General features: G+C 54.5%; 22 protein-coding genes, 1 tRNA gene and 1 pseudogene. 11 read left to right on the forward strand and 13 right to left on the reverse strand.

Annotated features, from left to right (window positions below):
• Positions 1-102: 102 nt before the first annotated feature.
• The gene (locus tag ACZ5M3_RS05775; protein ID WP_464840668.1) at positions 103-489 is read left to right on the forward strand and encodes a hypothetical protein; all 387 of its coding nucleotides are present in this window, start codon (positions 103-105) and stop codon (positions 487-489) included.
• Positions 490-507: 18 nt separating this feature from the next.
• Positions 508-1080, forward strand: a complete 573-nt coding sequence (locus tag ACZ5M3_RS05780; protein ID WP_464840669.1) for a signal peptidase I — start codon at positions 508-510, stop codon at positions 1078-1080.
• Here ACZ5M3_RS05780 and ACZ5M3_RS05785 read toward each other — a convergent pair.
• The gene (locus ACZ5M3_RS05785) at positions 1077-1433 is read right to left on the reverse strand and encodes a cupin domain-containing protein (protein ID WP_464840670.1); all 357 of its coding nucleotides are present in this window, start codon (positions 1431-1433) and stop codon (positions 1077-1079) included. The genes ACZ5M3_RS05780 and ACZ5M3_RS05785 overlap by 4 nt on opposite strands.
• A gap of 107 nt (positions 1434-1540) precedes the next feature.
• Between ACZ5M3_RS05785 and ACZ5M3_RS05790 the strand changes: the two genes are divergently transcribed.
• From ACZ5M3_RS05790 to ACZ5M3_RS05800, 3 genes are all read left to right on the forward strand, one after another.
• Positions 1541-3160: a metallophosphoesterase family protein gene (locus tag ACZ5M3_RS05790; protein ID WP_464840763.1), complete on the forward strand. Its 1620-nt coding sequence runs from the start codon at positions 1541-1543 to the stop codon at positions 3158-3160.
• A 106-nt stretch (positions 3161-3266) separates the two neighbouring features.
• The gene (locus ACZ5M3_RS05795; RefSeq protein WP_464840764.1) at positions 3267-4484 is read left to right on the forward strand and encodes an inorganic phosphate transporter; all 1218 of its coding nucleotides are present in this window, start codon (positions 3267-3269) and stop codon (positions 4482-4484) included.
• A gap of 4 nt (positions 4485-4488) precedes the next feature.
• Positions 4489-5163, forward strand: a complete 675-nt coding sequence (locus ACZ5M3_RS05800; protein ID WP_464840671.1) for a TIGR00153 family protein — start codon at positions 4489-4491, stop codon at positions 5161-5163.
• Positions 5164-5219: 56 nt separating this feature from the next.
• On the opposite strand, the gene ACZ5M3_RS05805 is transcribed toward ACZ5M3_RS05800, so the two are convergent.
• Positions 5220-5447 (reverse strand): Lrp/AsnC family transcriptional regulator, encoded by a 228-nt coding sequence (locus ACZ5M3_RS05805; RefSeq protein WP_012572508.1) that lies wholly within the window; start codon positions 5445-5447, stop codon positions 5220-5222.
• 52 nt (positions 5448-5499) lie between these two features.
• Here ACZ5M3_RS05805 and ACZ5M3_RS05810 point away from each other — a divergent pair, with 52 nt between their 5' ends.
• Positions 5500-6147, forward strand: a complete 648-nt coding sequence (locus tag ACZ5M3_RS05810; protein ID WP_464840672.1) for a serine/threonine protein kinase — start codon at positions 5500-5502, stop codon at positions 6145-6147.
• On the opposite strand, the gene ACZ5M3_RS05815 is transcribed toward ACZ5M3_RS05810, so the two are convergent.
• The gene (locus ACZ5M3_RS05815; protein WP_464840673.1) at positions 6115-6441 is read right to left on the reverse strand and encodes a hypothetical protein; all 327 of its coding nucleotides are present in this window, start codon (positions 6439-6441) and stop codon (positions 6115-6117) included. The genes ACZ5M3_RS05810 and ACZ5M3_RS05815 overlap by 33 nt on opposite strands.
• 68 nt (positions 6442-6509) lie before the next feature.
• Here ACZ5M3_RS05815 and ACZ5M3_RS05820 point away from each other — a divergent pair, with 68 nt between their 5' ends.
• Positions 6510-8390: a S9 family peptidase gene (locus ACZ5M3_RS05820; protein WP_464840674.1), complete on the forward strand. Its 1881-nt coding sequence runs from the start codon at positions 6510-6512 to the stop codon at positions 8388-8390.
• A 5-nt stretch (positions 8391-8395) separates the two neighbouring features.
• Here the strand turns inward: ACZ5M3_RS05820 and ACZ5M3_RS05825 are convergent, their stop codons facing one another.
• Genes ACZ5M3_RS05825 through ACZ5M3_RS05835 form a run of 3 tightly spaced genes read right to left on the reverse strand, consistent with a single transcriptional unit; the run spans position 8396 to position 11312 of the window.
• Complete coding sequence (locus tag ACZ5M3_RS05825; protein ID WP_464840765.1) at positions 8396-9250, reverse strand: class I SAM-dependent methyltransferase; 855 nt, start codon at positions 9248-9250, stop codon at positions 8396-8398.
• 40 nt (positions 9251-9290) lie between these two features.
• Positions 9291-10226, reverse strand: coding sequence for a dipeptidase (locus ACZ5M3_RS05830; protein WP_464840675.1), 936 nt, complete (start codon positions 10224-10226; stop codon positions 9291-9293).
• A 6-nt stretch (positions 10227-10232) separates the two neighbouring features.
• A complete protein-coding gene (locus tag ACZ5M3_RS05835) occupies positions 10233-11312 on the reverse strand; it encodes a hypothetical protein (RefSeq protein WP_464840676.1) in 1080 nt (359 codons plus the stop codon).
• Between the two features lie 63 nt (positions 11313-11375).
• On the opposite strand from ACZ5M3_RS05835, the gene ACZ5M3_RS05840 reads away from it, so the two are divergent.
• The 3 genes from ACZ5M3_RS05840 to ACZ5M3_RS05850 all read left to right on the forward strand — a co-directional run bounded on the left by ACZ5M3_RS05840 (position 11376) and on the right by ACZ5M3_RS05850 (position 14046).
• Positions 11376-11927 (forward strand): DUF531 family protein, encoded by a 552-nt coding sequence (locus tag ACZ5M3_RS05840; RefSeq protein WP_464840677.1) that lies wholly within the window; start codon positions 11376-11378, stop codon positions 11925-11927.
• Entirely contained in the window at positions 11900-12376 is a 477-nt protein-coding gene (locus ACZ5M3_RS05845; protein ID WP_464840678.1) for a signal peptidase I, read from the forward strand. Before ACZ5M3_RS05840 ends, ACZ5M3_RS05845 begins: the two co-directional genes overlap by 28 nt.
• 920 nt (positions 12377-13296) lie before the next feature.
• On the forward strand, positions 13297-14046 hold the full coding sequence (locus ACZ5M3_RS05850; RefSeq protein ID WP_464840679.1) for a lipoate--protein ligase family protein: 750 nt from the start codon (positions 13297-13299) through the stop codon (positions 14044-14046).
• Positions 14047-14117: 71 nt separating this feature from the next.
• Here ACZ5M3_RS05850 and ACZ5M3_RS05855 read toward each other — a convergent pair whose 3' ends face one another.
• Both ACZ5M3_RS05855 and taw3 read right to left on the reverse strand, forming a co-directional pair.
• The gene (locus ACZ5M3_RS05855) at positions 14118-14585 is read right to left on the reverse strand and encodes a hypothetical protein (protein WP_464840680.1); all 468 of its coding nucleotides are present in this window, start codon (positions 14583-14585) and stop codon (positions 14118-14120) included.
• Positions 14586-14714: 129 nt separating this feature from the next.
• Positions 14715-15341: a tRNA(Phe) 7-((3-amino-3-carboxypropyl)-4-demethylwyosine(37)-N(4))-methyltransferase Taw3 gene (gene taw3, locus ACZ5M3_RS05860; RefSeq protein WP_464840681.1), complete on the reverse strand. Its 627-nt coding sequence runs from the start codon at positions 15339-15341 to the stop codon at positions 14715-14717.
• 141 nt (positions 15342-15482) lie between these two features.
• On the opposite strand from taw3, the gene ACZ5M3_RS05865 reads away from it, so the two are divergent.
• Positions 15483-15559: transfer RNA gene (locus ACZ5M3_RS05865), tRNA-His, on the forward strand.
• A 37-nt stretch (positions 15560-15596) separates the two neighbouring features.
• Here the strand turns inward: ACZ5M3_RS05865 and ACZ5M3_RS05870 are convergent.
• From ACZ5M3_RS05870 to ACZ5M3_RS05890, 5 genes and pseudogenes are all read right to left on the reverse strand, one after another.
• Positions 15597-15746: pseudogene (locus ACZ5M3_RS05870) on the reverse strand (type II toxin-antitoxin system CcdA family antitoxin); the annotation flags it as partial.
• Between the two features lie 65 nt (positions 15747-15811).
• A complete protein-coding gene (locus ACZ5M3_RS05875; RefSeq protein WP_464840682.1) occupies positions 15812-16207 on the reverse strand; it encodes a hypothetical protein in 396 nt (131 codons plus the stop codon).
• Between the two features lie 97 nt (positions 16208-16304).
• On the reverse strand, positions 16305-16733 hold the full coding sequence (locus tag ACZ5M3_RS05880) for an EVE domain-containing protein (RefSeq protein ID WP_464840683.1): 429 nt from the start codon (positions 16731-16733) through the stop codon (positions 16305-16307).
• 51 nt (positions 16734-16784) lie between these two features.
• Positions 16785-17072: a hypothetical protein gene (locus ACZ5M3_RS05885; protein WP_464840684.1), complete on the reverse strand. Its 288-nt coding sequence runs from the start codon at positions 17070-17072 to the stop codon at positions 16785-16787.
• A gap of 4 nt (positions 17073-17076) precedes the next feature.
• A complete protein-coding gene (locus tag ACZ5M3_RS05890) occupies positions 17077-17340 on the reverse strand; it encodes a hypothetical protein (protein ID WP_464840685.1) in 264 nt (87 codons plus the stop codon).
• Positions 17341-17344: the final 4 nt, after the last annotated feature.

A 17344-nucleotide genomic window follows, 5' to 3' on the forward strand; every position in this document is an offset into this window, starting at 1 on the left:
ACTTACAATTTCAAAAGGTGAACCTGTACGGTTTGCTTTAGAAAACTATTTATACCCCTAAAGGGGGAGGAATTACAAGGCTCTATATCGGGGTGGGTCAAAATGAGGAGGAACAATAAGAAGAGGTTAATTCCGCTTGCTCTGGCTCTTGCGCTTTCCCTCATCAGTGCTGCGCTTGCTGTTCCCGCCATTACCCTGAACGTTCAGGAACTTGGGCAGGGGAGCACGGTTATAACAAGCAGTGTTACAAATGCGGATGTCTCGTGGACGCTTGACTCTACTAACCCGGACTACGTTACCGGTGCCACGGTTACGGTCACCACTGATCCAGGGGCTGGAACGATCTATCTGAAGCTCTACAGTGGAACGACTTTAGTGGCCGTTGCCCAGGCGAGTCTGAACGGGTCCGGTACTTATACGCTGACGTTTGCCTCACCGGTGGCCCTGAGCAGTTTTGACACTGTCTATGTGGTCTACCAGGGTGGCTGAAAGTAGAGGAGGCCCTGAATGAATGCCAAGCGCTTTGACTTTCTCTCCATTTTGACGTATTCTCTTCTTGTCTTTGTGTTGGGAATCGTTGCTCTGCACTTTATCTTCGGCTTCCAGTATGTCGTTATCCTAACGGACTCCATGAAACCCAATATAAATCCAAACGATATGGTAATTACCAGACCCGTTTCTCCTGAAGATGTGCATGTTGGTGACGTGATTCTCTATCGTATTGAAATTGGAAATGCAACGTACCGGATAACCCATCGGGTGGTAGACATAAAGACTGACCCGGCTGGGGACATTTACTACGTGACTAAAGGTGATAACAGAGAGTATGCTGACCCTTGGAGGGTTTATCCCAGTCAGGTTGTGGGTAGGGTCGTACTCGTTATCCCTAGGGCGGGAATCCTCTGGTACTATACTCCTCTCATAATCTTCGGCCTGCTGCTGATAGTGGTAGCCTCTCTCGCGTATGATATAGCATGGTTCCTTTTGGAAGAAGAACCAATACGTCCTAAGTCCAGGAAAGCGGATCTGATTGCACTGAGAAGAAAGAAAATAAAGGTCTACCACTATCGGCGTCGTTAAGCCCACTCGTCCTCGGGTATGGCCTCCTTCTTGGCCGGGATTATGCAGAGGAACTCGAAGGTCTCGCTCAGAGCCTTGTAGCCGTGCGGCTCGTTGGGCGGGACGTAGAGGAAGTCACCGGCCTTGACGTGAGCCTCCTTACCGCCGCCGGTTATTATCCCCTCTCCCTTCACGATGAATATCTCGTGCTCCCAGTCGTGGTGGTGGAGCGGTATTTCAGCGCCCTTCCTGAGGACAAAGTAGCGCATTGCGTAGTTCTTTGCCCCGAGCTTCGGAGAAACGAGCCAGCGGATGGTTACTCCATCAAAACCGGTGTCCTTCTCGGGGACGTCCTTGTAATGCCCGACGAACATAGTATCACCGAAAGACTTTCGGCCTCGGGCTATTTAAATCTGCCGAGTTTGGGATACCAATCAAAAGTGCTTTAAGCTCCCGTTCCAATTTCGAGAAGGTGAACGCAATGAAGAAAGCCGTTTTTGGAATTATCCTGGTTTTCATCGTGCTGGCATCGGGGTGCATAGGCCAGGGTACCCCAACAGGGACTTCCACCACAACTACCTTGCCCTCGGGTGGAATAGACTTCGGAAGATACGAGAAGGGACAGGTTCTGGCTCAGTGGAGCAGCCTTGCTGACGCTTCCACGGTTTACGTTAGCGAGGGCTACGAGGATCTTGCGAGGCACTACTTCCCGAACGCCCGGATATTCCCTGCGAGCCAGTACAACGGTGGAATAGCAATACTTTCCCCCAAGGACGCCCGTCCGGTTCTCAGAGGGAAGCCGATACTGATAACGGTCAACGACTACTTTGGCTACATAGTCTACAAGCTCGGCATCAAGTTCGCTGGAAAAGATAAGGGCATCTTTGCGGCCTTCAATAGTGATGGAAAGGCCTACATCGTATTTACCGGGACGAGCAAAGCTGGGGCTGGAGCCGCCCTGGAGTACGCGATGGAACTCAAGGAAGGTAAGAAAATCAAAACGGACGACGTCCTGAGGAGCGGCCAGTTTGAGGGAGTTCTCCTCAAGGTCATTGGGGACAACAACTGGAACGGAATTCCCGATGAGGGTGAACACTGGTATCTGGCCTCCTTTAAGACGATGGAGCCCTTCATATACTACTGGCGCGTCGTTGATGGGGAGAACGTCACCGTGAAGGGCGGCTTCATAAGGCTCGTCAACGGCTCGACCGTTCACATATACTCCCTCGGCTTCAACGTCAGCGTGGAGATAGAGAACCCCAACGGAGCGGAGCTCACCTACGTGATAGAGAACACCAACCCCGGCATACTCAACATCCCGGCCGGAGCGGAGACCGGTGACACATGGGTCAGGTTCAGCACCTCGGAGAGCTCTTTCAGGATAGAGGCGGGGAAGCTGGCCAACTACACAGTCCTTGCATTCGGCGACCACAGATCCGATGGTGGAAAGGAGGTTCCCCCGGCGTTCCTCAAGGTGAGGGATGCCATGAACGCCGACGACGGGGTCTTCATAATAGACGGCGGAGACCTGGTCTATTCGGGCAAGGTTGACGAATGGGGCGAGCTGATGAAGGAATGGAAGTGGAACAAGCCAATTTTCATAGCCGTCGGAAACCACGAGTACCGCGGGGAGGGAATAAACGTCTACCACATGCTCTTCGGCCCGACGGACTACTCCTTCGTCCTCGGGGATTACTACTACATCTTCATGAACAACATAGACCACGACTACGGGCTGAGCGACGAGCAGTGGGGCTGGCTTCAGAACGAGCTTGAAAGGGCCAAGTCCCTTGACAAGAAGCCCGTCATCGTTATGCACGCTCCACCCGTTGATCCGAGGCCCAGCGGAAACCACGGTATGAACTACATGGACGGGAAGAAGCTCCTCCAGCTCATGAAGGCCTACAACGCCTTTGGTGTCTTCAGCCACATACACATGTTCTGGGACGGCACCATTGAGGGCGTCAGATACATAGTCACCGGCGGCGGTGGGGCGCCGCTCTACGCCAAGCCCGACGAGGGTGGCTTCTACCACTACGCCAGACTCGGCATGCTTTCCAACGGCACAATAACGGCTGAGCCCGTGAAGGTGGAGACTTGACCCCACTCTTCTATTTATTCTATTTATTGCTATATAGAGACTCGCACACAACTATATTCTACTGCGGCAAGATATTTATATGGTGCCGCTTAGCCCCTCCCCGGTGATGCAGGTGGAGCCGTGGTTGCTGGTAACGATCATCCTGGGCTTTTCAATGGCCTGGGCAATAGGTGCGAACGATGCGGCAAATTCCATGAGCACCGCGGTGGGTGCGAAGGCGATAACCCCGAAGCAGGCCGTCATAATAGCCGGAATCCTTGAGTTCACGGGGGCGTACTTCTTCGGAAAGAGCGTTACCGAGACGATAAGGAAGGGCATCCTTGACCCGACCATGATAACCGACCCGAACGTTCTCATCTACGGTTCCGTGGCTGCTCTCATGGCCGCGACGATATGGCTCATCATCGCGACGAAGTTCGGTCTGCCCGTCTCGACCACACACTCTATCATAGGCGGCATAGCGGGCTATGGAATAGTCTACGCCGGAACGGCCATAGTCAACTGGGGCAAGATGACGCAGGTCGTCCTCAGCTGGATGCTTTCCCCGATAGTCGGCGCCATAATGGCATACTTCATATTTAAGGCCCTGACCAAGAGCATCTTTGAGAGAAAAGACCCCGTGAGGAGCGCCCGCATCTGGTCTCCCTTCTGGATTGGGCTGGCCTTCGTGGTCATAGGAACCATGTTTTACATCAAGGTTCTCCATGGGAAGGACCTCAAGACGGGCGTTTTCATGTACGGCGTTCCCCTCGGTATAGTCGTGTTCGCTGTAACGTACCTTCTCATAAAGCTCCGCTTCCCGAGCAGCGACCCGTTCATCGGCGTTGAGGCAATATTCAAGAAGGTTCAGGTCATCACCTCGGGCTATGTTGCCCTTGCACACGGCGCAAACGACGTCGCCAACGCGATAGGCCCGGTCGCGGCAGTGTACGCTGTGGCAACGATGGGGCTGAGCGGCATGCAGGTTCCCGTCCCCAAGTGGATCCTTGCCCTCGGAGGTCTGGGAATAGCGGTCGGTGTCGCAACGTATGGATACAAGGTAATGGAGACCGTCGGGAAGAGGATAACCGAGCTGACCAATACGAGAGGCTTCACCATCGACTTCTCAGCGGCAACGGTTGTTCTGGTCGCCAGCTGGATGGGCCTGCCGATTTCGACGACCCACACTGTGGTCGGAGCGGTCATAGGAATAGGCCTCGCAAGGGGAGTAAAGGCAATAAACAAGAACATCGTTAGGGACATAATAATCTCCTGGTTCGTTACCGTCCCGGTCGCGGGTCTGATAAGCGCGGCCATATTCAAGTTCCTTATGATAGTGGGGTGATAGCATGCAGGTCTGGACAAAGCTATTCGCGAAGAGCCCTTTTAAGCCGCTTATAAAGCACTCCGAGGTCGTTCTCAACACGGTTGAGACCCTCGAGAGGGCCCTCCAGGCGTGGGAGAGGGGCGACTACGACGAGATGAAGAACCTCGCAGTCGAGGTCGACCGCCTTGAGGACGTCGCCGACAGGATAAAGGAGGAAATCCGCGACTCCCTCAGCTCGAAGCTCATGATGGCCGTCGCGAGGGAGGACGTCCTCATCTACCTCCACATGCAGGATAAAGTGGCAGATGCCGCCGAGGACACCGCCAAGTGGCTGCTCATCAAGGAGCCCGGAGATCTTCCTGTGGAGGTCAAGGAGGTGATCCTCCAGATGGGCATGGAGAGCATCAAGGCTGCAAAGCTCGTCCACGAGGCCATAGTACAGATGGATCGCGTCATAGAGAGCGGCTTCACCGAGGGGGAAATAGAGAGGGAGTACGAGATAATCAGGCAGATAGAGAGCGTCGAGAAGGAGATAGACGGCCTCGACACGAAGCTCATGCAGCTCGTCTTCGAGAACGCCGACTCGATGAGCTGGGGCGACGGCTTCTACATCCTTAACATCGCCAGAACGCTCAGCAACATCTCGGACAAGGCGAAAGATGCAGCAGAGAGGATAAGGCTCATGATGAACAAGTGAGCCTTTCTGCCCTTCTAATTATTCCTGGAAGAATATCAAGAGGAAGAACGAGAGGTTCAGATGGCTATCATCGTCGAGGTCATCTGTATCTCGGACATCTTCCTTATCTTCTCCGTGATGAACTGATCAAGGTCCTTGAGCGTGTCGGTCTCGACCTTAACAACGAGGTCGTATTCGCCATAGACCACGTAGGCCTCCTTAACCTCCGGCATGGCCAGAAGCTTCTCCATAACTTCCCTTTCCTTTCCAGCGGCCGTTACCATCAAAATAAAAGCCGTCACCATGGCTATCACCAAAAGTATTTTATCGGCGGAGTATTTAAGCTTATCGAGGCGTATGTTCGACCACCTGATAAGCAGAGCCCGGCTGGAGCGGTTTCATTCTCACCTGAAATCGCTCGGATTGAGCGAAGTGGAGCCCTACGCCAAGGGAACCACGAGCCTTATCTTTCGGGCACAGTTGGGTGAAAAAAAGGCCATGATAAAGCTCCAGCGTCCGGACTCGCCGAGGCAGAACTTCGCCAGGGAGGCGAAAATAATCAAGGCGCTGGAGCCATTCGATGTAACCCCTTCACTCGTAGCCTACGGGAGCTTCGAGGGGCTGGAGTACCTCATCAGGGAGTTCGCGGAGGGTGAGGTGATATTCCACGCCGACCTCGAAAAGCGCCACCTCTTTGAGATAGTTGAAAAAACCGCCCTTCTAGACAGGCTGGGCCTCGACCACGGCCAGATCCAGGGCGGCAAGCACATAATAGTCGGCGAGCGCGTTTACCTCATAGACTTCGAGAAGGCAAACTGGAGGAAGCCGAAGAACCTGACCTCGGCCATGGCGATGATATTCCTCAACGATAACTACATCTCGCGCCGCGTTAGGGGGAGGTTCGGCATCGAGGGGGATTTTCTGGACGAAATGAGGGATGAGGTCAGGGCCTACAAGAGGACGGGGAGGCTTTCAGGCCTTCTGCGTCTCCTTTCTCGCCTTTAGCCTGTCGGCATAGATCGCCAGCAGGGGTATCGCGACTGCCATCGCTATGAGGCCCATCCTGGGGTCCCAGAGGTAGTTGAAGACCAGTATGATCACAACCGCTATGGCTATCATAAGGAACAGGTCCCTGTCGTAGAGCCGCGACTTGGCGAGTACGTTCTGCTCCCTCGCAATGTATGCCAGATAGAGGGGTATTCCAACGGCGGCCATCGCCACGCCCACGTAGGTCTTGAAAATGAGCGAGACCAGTATTCCAGCCACCAATATTATTCCAACGGCGTGCTCTTCCTTCATTCTCTCACCTGGACGGGTAGTTATGCTTATATACTTTTAAGGCTCTCTACTAAATAGGTGATAGCGTTATGAGCGGCATCGAATGGGACGAGAAGACCTTTTCTAAGTTCGCCTATCTGGGCGACCCGAAGATAAGGGGAAGCCTCGTCGCCTACACCCTAACCAAGGCCAACCTGAAGGAAAACAAGTACGAGAGCACCGTCGTCGTTGAGGATCTGAAGACGGGGGCGAGGCGCTTCATCGAGAACGCCTCAATGCCGAGGCTCTCACCCGACGGCAAAAAGCTCGCCTTCATGCGCCCAAACGAGGAGAAGAAGGAGAGCGAGATATGGGTGGCCGACGTCCAGACCCTGAGCGCCAAGAGGGTTCTGTCTGCCAAGAACGTCCGCTCGATGCAGTGGAACGACGACTCGCGCCGTTTGCTCGTGATCGGCTTCAAGAGGCGCGACGACGAGGACTTCGTCTTCGACGACGACGTCCCGGTCTGGTTCGACAGCATGGGTTTTTTTGACGGGGAGAAAGCCACCTTCTGGATACTCGACACGGAGAGCGAGGAAATCATAGAGCGGTTCGAGAAGCCGAGGTTCTCCAGCGGGATATGGCACGGCGATTCAATAGCTGTCAGCGTCCCCCACCGCGAGGGTTCAAAGCCTGCCCTCTTCAAGTTCTGGGACATATACCTCTGGAATGACGGCGAGGAGGAGAGGCTCTTCGAGCGCGTCTCCTTTGTGGCCGTTGATTCCGACGGAAAAAGCCTTCTCCTCCACGGGAAGAGGGAGAAGAAGTACCTCAGCGAGCACGAGTGGCTCTACCTCTGGGACGGGGAGCTTAAGCCGGTCTACGAGGGGCCGTTAGACGTCTACTCGGCCAAGCTCGACGGAGGGAGGGTCTACTTCCTAACTCCTGATGCAGGCAGGGTGAACCTCTGGCTCTGGGACGGAGGGGCAGAGAGGGTCGTTGCCGGCGACCACTGGGTCTACGGCTTTGACGTGGACAGCGGCAGGGTCGTCCTCCTCATAGCCACCGCCACGAGGGTGGCCGAGCTCTACCTCTACGACGGCGAGCTGAGGCAGCTCACCGACTACAACGGCCCGATATTCGAAAGGCTGAAGACCTTCGAGCCGAGGCACTTCAGGTTTAAGAGCAAAGACCTCGAGATAGACGGCTGGTACCTCAAACCGGAACTCGAGGAGGAGAAGGCCCCGGTGATAGTCTTCGTCCACGGCGGGCCCAAGGGCATGTACGGGCACAGGTTCGTCTACGAGATGCAGCTCATGACTAGTAAAGGCTACTACGTCGTTTTCGTCAATCCGAGGGGAAGCAACGGCTACGACGAGGATTTTGCCCTGAGGGTCCTTGAGAGGACAGGTCTGGAAGACTTTCAGGACATCATGGCCGGCATAGAGGAGTTCTTCAGGCTCGAACCGCAGGCGGATAAGGAGCGCGTTGGTATAACCGGCATAAGCTACGGCGGCTACATGACTAACTGGGCCTTAACGCAGAGCGACCTCTTCAAGGCCGGCATCAGTGAGAACGGCATAAGCTACTGGCTGACCAGCTACGCTTTCTCCGACATCGGCCTCTGGTACGACGTGGAGGTAATCGGACCTAACCCCCTGGAGAACGAGAACTACCGGAAGCTAAGCCCGCTGTTCTACGCCGAGAACGTGAATGCTCCAATCCTGCTGATCCACTCGCTTGAGGACTACCGCTGCCCGCTCGACCAGAGCCTCATGTTCTACAACGTGCTCAGGGACATGGGCAGGGAGGCGTACATAGCGGTGTTCAAGCGCGGCGCCCACGGCCACAGCATCCGCGGAAGCCCGAAGCACCGCTCAAAGCGCTACAGGCTCTTCATCGAGTTCTTCGAGAGGAAGCTGAAGAGGTACGAGGAAGGCTTCGAGGTGGAGAAGATTCTGAAGGGCGGCGAGGAGAACGGAAAAAACTGACCCCCTCACCCCTTTTCCCTTTCCGGTTTCCTCGCCGCGAGGCCGAGCGCTTTCTCGACGCGCCTGACCCCGACGAAGCCGGCCTTCCTCAAGCGCTCCATGACCCCTTTCTGAAGGTCTTTCTTCCGGTACTTCTTCCCGGGGTTGCCAACGTAGTGGAAGAGCCTCCCGCCTGGCTTCAGGACGCGGTACAGCTCGCGGTAGAACTCTTCTGAGTAGAGGTGGCCCGCGAGAGAAAAGCGCGGCGGGTCGTGGATCACGACGTCGAAGGTCTTATCGTTGAACTTTCTAACGACTTCAAAGGCATCGCCCTGTATCACCTGAACCCTGCCGCCCGTGAAGAGCTCCCTGCTCCAGGGGTTTATCCTGGCGAGCTCAAGCACGTGCGGGTCTTTCTCGACGGTTATGACATACGCCCCCCTCCTGGCCGACTCTATGGCCGTGTATCCCAGCCCCATGCAGGTGTCGAGAACCGTCTCCCCCTCCCTCGGTTTAACAGCGTTCACCTTGTTCCTCGTGTCCTGGAGGGGGTTAACCTCTTTAGTCCGGTGCATCCTTATTCCGTTTATCTCTATCGTGGGCGGAATCGTCGGCACAAGCTTGTAGAAGTGCTCTCCAGCTATGGCGGCCTTGTATACGCCACCGTTTTTGACGAAGTAAACGCTCGACTCGTCCCTCGCGATCCTCTCCATTACCTCCCGCCCAACCCTCGTGCCGTCCGGGAATATGAACTCGTCCCCCTCAACGGTTACGAGCCACGACCGGCTGGTCTTCCGCAGGTCGAGGTTGACCCTCGCTCCCCCCTTCGTGAGGAGTAACCTCCTTGCCTCTCTCGCGGTCAGAAAGTAGAGTTCCTCCATAACTTCCACCGTGCCGTGCTGGGGGGCGGTGAATAAAAACCTAACCCACCACCCTCTCAAAAACGCGCCCGAAGTTCTTGAAGGTTATCGCTTCGACCTCTCTTTCGCTGAAGTTCTCCCCCAGCTTTTCAAGGAGGCCGGGTATTCTCGACTCGTCCTCGAAGCCGTCGACGCTCCTCCCGCTCCAGCCGGGGAGGTAGTACACGAAGTCGAAGCCAAGGCCGACGTGTCTGTAACCGGCTAGGTCCACCATGTACGCTATGTGCTCCACGTACCTTTCCAGCGTCGCGTGCTCCCTGTGGATGAAGCTTGGAATCGCCACCGCCCCGATGACACCGTCGCGCTCCGCTATGGCCTTTATCTGTTCATCGGTGAGGTTTCTCCTGTGGTCGCACAGTGCCCTGGCGTTGGAGTGCGACGCTATAACCGGAAACGCGGTGGCATCAAGGGCATCCCAGAAGCCGGCCTCGTTGATGTGGCTCAGGTCAATCAGTATTCCGAGCTCCTCGGCCTTCCCGACTACCTCCCTGCCGAAGTTGCTCAGGCCGCCGTTGGTTCTCTCAAAGACGCCGTCACCTATCGCGTTGCGCAGACTCCAGGTGAGAGTCAGAACCCTCAGTCCGAGGCGGTAGAAGACCTCAAGGAGGTGGATGCTCTCCCCTATCGGTTCGCCCCCCTCAAGGCCGAGCCACAGGGCGACTCTCCCCTCTTCGATGGCCCTTTTCATTCCCTCCACCGTCGTCACCAGTTCGAAGCGTTCGCTCTCCTCGATGTCCCTTCTGAGGGCGTTGAGAACCTCCAGGCCGTAAACGGTTGCGTTGCTCCTTCTGTCGGGACGGGTCCAGATGGCCATGACGCGCGCCCCTATTCCCGGGGCAAAAAAGCGCTCGAAGTTGTCCTCCAGAACGTGAGTCTTTCCACTACCCCTCTCATCGTAGATGAACGTCGGGAGGTCCGAATGGGCGTCGAATATCATGGTCCCTCACTGGCTCTCCTCTATGGCGACTATCTCCGTCATCGCCTCGGTCTTTATTCTGGGGTCTGGGATGCTCTCAACGATTTCCCGGGCCTCCTCAAACTCCTTTCTCTTGGCCAGCTCAAGTGCGATGGCCCGGAGGGCGTCACTCTTCTTGCGGACGTCCTTTATAGCCCTTGCGAACTCAAGCGCCCTCCTCAGGCTTCCGAGCTCGGTCAGGATCCTGGCTATCTTCTGCACGTTGGCCTCAGTGAAGCGCGGGTTCTCACAGTGCTCGAAGGCCTTGTCAACGACCTCCAGGTACTCTATGTTGTTCACCCTCTTCATCCAGAGCGCCACTTCGAGCTCCCCTATGAGCCTCACGACCCCGGCGTACTTCTTCTCAATGAGTGCTAGGGCGTAGTGGTTTCTTCCCTCAAGGAGCGCCCGCCTTATCGATGGAAGGCCGACATCGTAGACCGTCTGGGCCAGCTCTATCTTCTTCTCGACGATGGCCGCGCGCTGGTTGACGTGGAGCTTGTCGAATATGTCGAAGGCCATCCTGTAGAAGTCGAGGGCCTTACCCGAGGGCAGTGCGTCCCCGGCCTTCTCAAGAAGCTCGCCTATCCTTATTATGCCGTCGACCTTGAGGTTGTAACCTACCTCGGCCCCGATTATCGTGTCGAAGGCTATGTTGAAAAGCTCAAGGGCGTTTTCGGGATAACCCGCGAGGGCCAGGTGGTATGCAAGCTCCGAGAGAACGACCCCCTTCTCGATGGGGCTCTTTATACTGCCCGTCACATCCAGAGCCCTGTTGAAGAAGTCCATGGCGTCCTCTTCATACTCCATTATCGCTAGGGAGGAGGCTATCGTTGAGTACGCCACCGCCCTGTTGGCAGGATCCTTGAGCTTCTTGGCTATGTACATGGCGTCCTCTATTATGCTGGGAATCCATTCCTGAGGCCCCCCGTGCTGGTATATGGCAACGGCTATCTCGGTGAGAACCTCTATCTGGTCGAGGGGGTCCTTCAGCTTGTGAACCTTGGACAGGGCCTCCTCGTAGTACCTTCTCTCAACTAATAGTTCTATCTCCTCTCGCGTCGTCATCCTAACTGTTTAGTCTGTTCTAAATCCTTATAAACCTTTGTTGGCCACTCTAAGTGAGGAAAGATGCTGACTCTGGCCCTTTACAACACATACGACCCTAAGAAGCTCCATGGGGCCCATCTCAGGGCAATAGCCAGGGCTGGCCCGATAGCCTATGCCTACGGCTTCCATCTAGCGCTGGTTGGCTTTCCCTTTGAGGGGAAGCCTCTCGACGTTGCCCGGGAGATAGGCTCCCACACCACGATAGGCGAGGGCGGCAGGTACCTCCTTGAGCTGGCCGGGAGGAACCGCTTTCATCTCCTGGAGTTTCCCAGGAGGGGCTTTCCGCCGCAGTTTGGCGTCCCCGTTGCCACAACGAGAAAGCCGAGCGAGGAGAAGGAGATAACTCCCATCGAACTTGCGGAGAGGGCTTTGAGGGGTGAGAGTTTCCTCCTCCTGGTCGGCCTTGGCAGGCACGGGCTACCGAAGGAAATATTTAAGACCGCCCGCTACCATATGGACATCACTGGAAAGAGAGTGAGCCTTGAAACCTGCACCGCGATCGGTGCCATACCCGCGAGAATAAGCACCCTCATGGAGGCGCTGAAATGGAGGACTCATGGAAAAAGGATTTAGCGTGGATACTGATAGCCCTGCTGGCCGTTTTCGCCCTTCAGGTGGGCCTTAAGGTGGCACTCCACACGGACTCGCCCTTAGTGATAGTTGTCAGCGAGTCCATGGAGCCCGTGTTTTATCGGGGCGACGTCGTCCTGCTCAAGGGGATAAACGAGGGGAACATAGACGACGTCCACGTCGGTGACGTTATCGTCTACAAACGGCCCGGCTATGAATACCCGATAATCCACCGCGTCAGGGAGATAAACACGGTCGAGCTTGGGGGGAAGGTCGAGAAGTGCTTCTTGACTTGGGGAGACAACAACTGGGCACCGGATCCGGACTTCCCAACTCCCTACGGCATGGTGCCCTGCGTGCCTGCCTACGCCGTCGAGGATAAAGCCCTGCTGGTCTTTCCCAAGATCGGCCTGATCCCGCTGGTCATAAGGGAACACCTCGGCCTGGGATGATGTGAGGGTAGGTGTCCGAGGGCTCCGATGATGAGCTAATCGGCCCCTGACCCAACGAAAGACAAGGGGGCTTCGCCTCCTTATCTCTCTGTACTCTCAAACCCCCGATGCGGGGTTTCACCCCGCAACCCCACTTTTTCTCTAAAAACCTGGAAAACTACGTTTCCCCACCTTCCTTATTCCTTAATCCTCCGGGGGGCTAATGCCCCCACGCCCCCAGAACTCTCCTACCGAAGTTTGATCAAGGTTTGTAGCTCCTTTTACCCTTTTATTTTGAGTTCTGATTTCATTGCTCTTAGCCAATCCGTTCCCTTAGCCTCGTCTAAAACTCTACCTTGAAAGGGGGTACCTGGATAGACGCCCAAAGGGCGTCCGAAATGAACCCCCAAGTGATATGAAAAGTCCTTTATGGGGGGCTCTCTAAGTTAACACGCATATCTCAGTGGAAATCCATACTAGCCACTGCCCTTTGATAAGGAGCTACGGACTTTTGGTGAAGCTTTTTCCAAAAGCTTCCTGTACTCTCAAACCCCCGTAGTGGGGCTTCGCCCCACGGAAGGAAACTTTGCCTGTGCAAAGTTTCATCAAAGTTCGTACGTGTTTTTAAGGTGTCATGATTTGGGGGCTTTCCTCCTTGGGTAGATTTTTCTAAGGGGTTTGCTTTCAACAGCGCCCGAAGGGCGCGGGGGAGGTAAATCCGGCAAATATTGGCTATTCTCCCGCGAGAAAGCCTCCAAGCTCCTCCCATTACAAAGCACGTACGAACTGCTCCAAGACGATTAAGAGGAATACCTTTTTGGTCAAGCCTTGCGCAAGCAAAGGTTGCTCAGTGGTGACCGCTCTCATCACCCTCAGCAGGGCTTGGGCGTCATCATCGCTGGGCTTAAAAACGCTCGCGACCTTTTAACTTTGGTGGTGTCATGAGGTTCATTCCGTTAATAGTTGCCCGACCCGAGGTTCAGATGGCCATAGACGAGGCCATAATGCGCGCCAGAATCGAGGGGAAAGCTCCCGACACAGTCAGGCTCTACGCGTTCTCGCCGAGCTCGGTGACAATAGGCCGCTTCCAGAGCGTCGTCCACGACGTCAACCTTGACGAGGCGAGAAGGCTTGGGGTTCCGGTCGTGAGGAGAATAACCGGCGGTGGCTCGGTGTTCCACGACGAGTTCGGGGAGATAACCTACTCGGTGGTCGTCGGTGAGGACTACCACCCGACGCTCAGGAACGTCGAGACGAGCTACCGCTACCTCGCAGGCCCCCTCGTCGATGCCCTGAAGGAGCTCGGCCTTGAGGCGGGCTTTTCCGGCCTCAACGACATCGTGGCCAACGGGAAGAAGATAAGCGGCTCCGCCCAGACGAGGAGGAAGGGGGTTATTTTACAGCACGGCACCTTCATGTACTCAACGAGGGTTGAGGTACTGGGAAAGGTTCTGAGGGTCTCCAAGGCAAAGCTGGCGGACAAGGGCGTGTCCTCGATATGGGAGCGCGTTACAACGCTGGAGCGCGAGGGGATAAAGCTCGGCCGCTGGGAGGCCTACGAGCTCCTCAGGGACAAGTTTACGGCGGCGTTTGGGCTGGAGGAGGGCCAGCTGACGGACTACGAGCTCGAACTGGCCGAGAGGCTGGTGGAGGAGAGATACGGGAACCCGGAGTGGAACGAGATGCGTTAGAGGAAAGGTTAATAAACGCTTGAATCAAAATGATAAACAGAGAATGAGGGTGGGGGTCGCCCGTAAGGGGACTAGCCACCCGACTTAAACTTCCTTCTTAGAATCTCCTTCTCGGTCACAAACCTCTCGGTTAGGATTCTGTCCCTGATGACTTCGAACAGCTCAACGTTTTTGTGCTGGTAGTGCAGGTACCCAACGTTCGCCATTGCGCCGGCAAGCTGGAGGCCCGGGCGCAGGTGAGACTCTTCAGCGGCTATTTTAACACCGAATTTGGACAGATGTCTTGAGATGTCCTCAGAATAGTGGCCCCTGTCTACAACGGCCTCTGAAAAGCCTGTTATCCTGAACAGTTCCGAGTACAGGATTCTGGCGGCGATGCCCTTGTTTCTCCCCGATTTATCAAGCCATACTTTAAGTGCCTCGCTGTTTTTTGAAAGGACAACGTAGAGGATCTCAAAATCAAGGGACGGGAGTCTGCGTAGAACCTTCAGTTTATCGGGGTATGAAAATCTGTTAAATTTTAACTCCGGGACTTTCATTTCCCGGATAATGGACCCTATTGCGGGAGCTATATCCTCTTCTTCGCACAGTACACCGGCCAGCAGAAAATAACGCCCTCTGCTTCGGGAACCACCAGATCCCCGCTCTCGTCCACAAACAACATGAAATCACCTGATTTTAAGGTCGTACTTCTCGGCCAGCTCGTAGAACAGCTCGTCCTCACCGAGCTCTTCCCTCAGTTTTCTGAAGTTCGCCTCAAGGCGCGGAAGCCTTCCTTTCGAGCGCCTGAGCATGTCGTTGCCGAGTTCAACGGCGAAATGGAGGTATCCGTCGTCCACCAGGACCCTTCCATCCCTCCCGAGCGGGGCGGTCAGGTACTCTGTGGCGTTTATCTCGACGAGGTATCTCTTTGAGATTACCTTGAACGTCGTGTACTTGAAGCCGCTCGCGAGGCCGAGCTCGTGGAGCCTCTTGGCCCTCTCCAGGTCTTCTGCCACGACGTGGAATATCGGCGGCTGGCTCTTGAGGAATATGAGGCCGTCTCTGGCGTTTTTTAGGGCCATCTTTGCCTCCTCGAACTCTATCGGGCGGTGGACTTTTATAAGCCACCTTGAGAGGGGCTTCGCTCCCAGGGCGGGCTCCTCGATGATCCCAATCCTGCCGGAGCAGGAGGAGGTCGTATAGATGCCATCGATGGAGTTTATGAGCAGAAGGAGGTCCATTATGTCGGCGTCAACCCTCCCTTCCCCCATCGCCGTGAAGAGGCTGGTGAGCGCTTCGCGCTTTGCCTTCATATCTAAACCTCCCATGGCCTTCTGACCGCTTAAATCTCGCTCCAGCTCTCAGTTATTGTATGTAAAAGGTCTCAGCTCCCTCTTTCACGCCCTTCTGTCGAAAACTTTATAAAGCTAACCCAAAAGGTTTAGCTGGAAATGGCCAGGGTGGTGTAGCCTGGTTAGCACAGGGGACTGTGGATCCCCTAGCCCGGGTTCAAATCCCGGCCCTGGCCCCAGAACCACCCTTCTCCCAGAATAAAACGCTTTTAAAACTTCTTCCAGCAAACGCGACATGTTAATGCCTTCTCTCTTCGCAAACTCCACCAAATCAGCCCGAATTCTCAACGTAACATTCTTCGTAACTGCACGCTTCTGTACACTGCCCTTGCAAATGCACGTGCAATTGCCTGTGCACGGTCCCATGGCCTGGCACCTCAGAAACACTCAGACAAGCCAACTTAAACAATTTGTGGTAAAAAAGTAAAAAGTCAGTCTGAATTCTCAGACCGCTCAAGAGCGAGTGTAGAGAGAACTTCCAGGCCCAAAGGAGACAACACCACAGCATAATTCCCCGCCAGCTCAAAGAGGTAGCTTTCAAAAAATTTGATGGACCCAAGCACTTCTTCTCCTACCAATCTCTCCACCTTACCCGCCTCAATAAACTCCTCCATTACCTCTTCAAAGATCCTCCTCGCATCAAAAAACCTCTCCCCTCCCCGGGCACGAAGACGGGAATAAACCCCCATCCAGTATTCCCGGGGTAGATTGAACTCCTTAAAGTACTCAATCATTACCTCGGCCATTTTCTTAAGGACGCCCACAAAATCCAACGGACCTGCATCAGTCCATGTAGTTAATACTTGCACTCCTCCATTCATGGCCAACACCAATGGCCCGAGCGTTAAGACGAGAAATTAAACATAACGGTCAAGACCTAGATAATCCGACCAATTGAAAAACCGAGGAAAGCACCAAAGACAGTCAAAGAAGGCTTTCAATGAGTTTGTAGTCCTCCTCCGGGATTTCCCTCATCGCCTTGCCCATCAAGTGGCCGTTCCACCTCTTCTTGTTGGTGATGAACTTCAGCTTCGGAATGAGCGGCTTGAAGTCAACCTCTCCAAGCTTGACCGGTTTGATCTTTACTCTCAGCGGGTAAGTCTCGTTTGGCACGTGAGCCTTGAAAATCCTGCTTGAATCCTCATAAGACTCGCTCACAACCTCGAAAATGCCAACGATTTTTGGTTCGAGGATTTCCTTGTTTTCGCGCTCCTGCTTGAGGTAGATAATGAGCCTGTCGCCGGGCTTAACTTTGGCGATGGTATTCCTGTGCCTCCTCGGCACACCCCAGATGTTCTTTTCCTTGATCACCTTCCAGTTCGCACGGTTGGTAATGCAGAGCCAGTAAGTCATAAAGATCACCCGAGAACAAATTGGCAAAGAAAAGATAAAACAATTTTGGAGTCAAAATGGCAGGTCTTTAAGGTGCCTCAACGCAAAAACACTGCCCAATGCCCCAATGAGCATAACAAAGAAGTAAAATTCAGTTGTAAGGATGTTTGCCTGCTGATAAAAGATATTTGATGGCTCAGTCCCCAGGGCATTTGCCAACGTGTCTTTGACATACACTACAAAGGCATACATGATGATACCTGCAATAAATGCAGCGCTTGGAAGAGCCATCTCAGTAATTACTCTGGTAAAAACTTCAAGAGCTTCCGCAAGTTGTTCGAGCGGCTCCAATACGTCCATTCCATCACCCCAATGATGATATGAACTCCAAAAGCGCATCTCTTACAGGAGCTACAATTGCAACAACCACTGCAATGCCCACGAGGAACCAAGTTGCATAAAGAAGAATGGCAGTTAACAGGTCATATGCTTGGATCGTTTGAGAAGCTTGGAATACAAGCGGGGTAAAAGCATTATACAGTACTTGCTCGACACTTGGAGTCTTGATGGTTACGAACAGTGTCACCAGGAGTATAACAAAGGCATGAACCGCCTTTCCAAAATCCATCGAA

The organism is Thermococcus coalescens, assembly GCF_055392585.1.

Excerpts from the sequence above, each read along its gene's own strand:
- ACZ5M3_RS05775 (WP_464840668.1), top strand. The coding sequence starts at position 103 with ATGAGGAGGAACAATAAGAAGAGGTTAATTCCGCTTGCTCTGGCTCTT.
- ACZ5M3_RS05800 (WP_464840671.1), top strand. The coding sequence starts at position 4,489 with ATGCAGGTCTGGACAAAGCTATTCGCGAAGAGCCCTTTTAAGCCGCTT.
- ACZ5M3_RS05825 (WP_464840765.1), bottom strand. The coding sequence starts at position 9,250 with ATGGAGGAACTCTACTTTCTGACCGCGAGAGAGGCAAGGAGGTTACTC.
- ACZ5M3_RS05790 (WP_464840763.1), top strand. The coding sequence starts at position 1,541 with ATGAAGAAAGCCGTTTTTGGAATTATCCTGGTTTTCATCGTGCTGGCA.
- ACZ5M3_RS05815 (WP_464840673.1), bottom strand. The coding sequence starts at position 6,441 with ATGAAGGAAGAGCACGCCGTTGGAATAATATTGGTGGCTGGAATACTG.
- ACZ5M3_RS05805 (WP_012572508.1), bottom strand. The coding sequence starts at position 5,447 with ATGGTGACGGCTTTTATTTTGATGGTAACGGCCGCTGGAAAGGAAAGG.
- taw3 (WP_464840681.1), bottom strand. The coding sequence starts at position 15,341 with ATGAAGGCAAAGCGCGAAGCGCTCACCAGCCTCTTCACGGCGATGGGG.
- ACZ5M3_RS05830 (WP_464840675.1), bottom strand. The coding sequence starts at position 10,226 with ATGATATTCGACGCCCATTCGGACCTCCCGACGTTCATCTACGATGAG.
- ACZ5M3_RS05840 (WP_464840677.1), top strand. The coding sequence starts at position 11,376 with ATGCTGACTCTGGCCCTTTACAACACATACGACCCTAAGAAGCTCCAT.
- ACZ5M3_RS05785 (WP_464840670.1), bottom strand. The coding sequence starts at position 1,433 with ATGTTCGTCGGGCATTACAAGGACGTCCCCGAGAAGGACACCGGTTTT.
- ACZ5M3_RS05890 (WP_464840685.1), bottom strand. The coding sequence starts at position 17,340 with ATGGATTTTGGAAAGGCGGTTCATGCCTTTGTTATACTCCTGGTGACA.
- ACZ5M3_RS05810 (WP_464840672.1), top strand. The coding sequence starts at position 5,500 with ATGTTCGACCACCTGATAAGCAGAGCCCGGCTGGAGCGGTTTCATTCT.
- ACZ5M3_RS05880 (WP_464840683.1), bottom strand. The coding sequence starts at position 16,733 with ATGACTTACTGGCTCTGCATTACCAACCGTGCGAACTGGAAGGTGATC.
- ACZ5M3_RS05850 (WP_464840679.1), top strand. The coding sequence starts at position 13,297 with ATGAGGTTCATTCCGTTAATAGTTGCCCGACCCGAGGTTCAGATGGCC.
- ACZ5M3_RS05820 (WP_464840674.1), top strand. The coding sequence starts at position 6,510 with ATGAGCGGCATCGAATGGGACGAGAAGACCTTTTCTAAGTTCGCCTAT.
- ACZ5M3_RS05795 (WP_464840764.1), top strand. The coding sequence starts at position 3,267 with ATGCAGGTGGAGCCGTGGTTGCTGGTAACGATCATCCTGGGCTTTTCA.
- ACZ5M3_RS05845 (WP_464840678.1), top strand. The coding sequence starts at position 11,900 with ATGGAGGACTCATGGAAAAAGGATTTAGCGTGGATACTGATAGCCCTG.
- ACZ5M3_RS05855 (WP_464840680.1), bottom strand. The coding sequence starts at position 14,585 with ATGAAAGTCCCGGAGTTAAAATTTAACAGATTTTCATACCCCGATAAA.
- ACZ5M3_RS05835 (WP_464840676.1), bottom strand. The coding sequence starts at position 11,312 with ATGACGACGCGAGAGGAGATAGAACTATTAGTTGAGAGAAGGTACTAC.
- ACZ5M3_RS05780 (WP_464840669.1), top strand. The coding sequence starts at position 508 with ATGAATGCCAAGCGCTTTGACTTTCTCTCCATTTTGACGTATTCTCTT.
- ACZ5M3_RS05885 (WP_464840684.1), bottom strand. The coding sequence starts at position 17,072 with ATGGACGTATTGGAGCCGCTCGAACAACTTGCGGAAGCTCTTGAAGTT.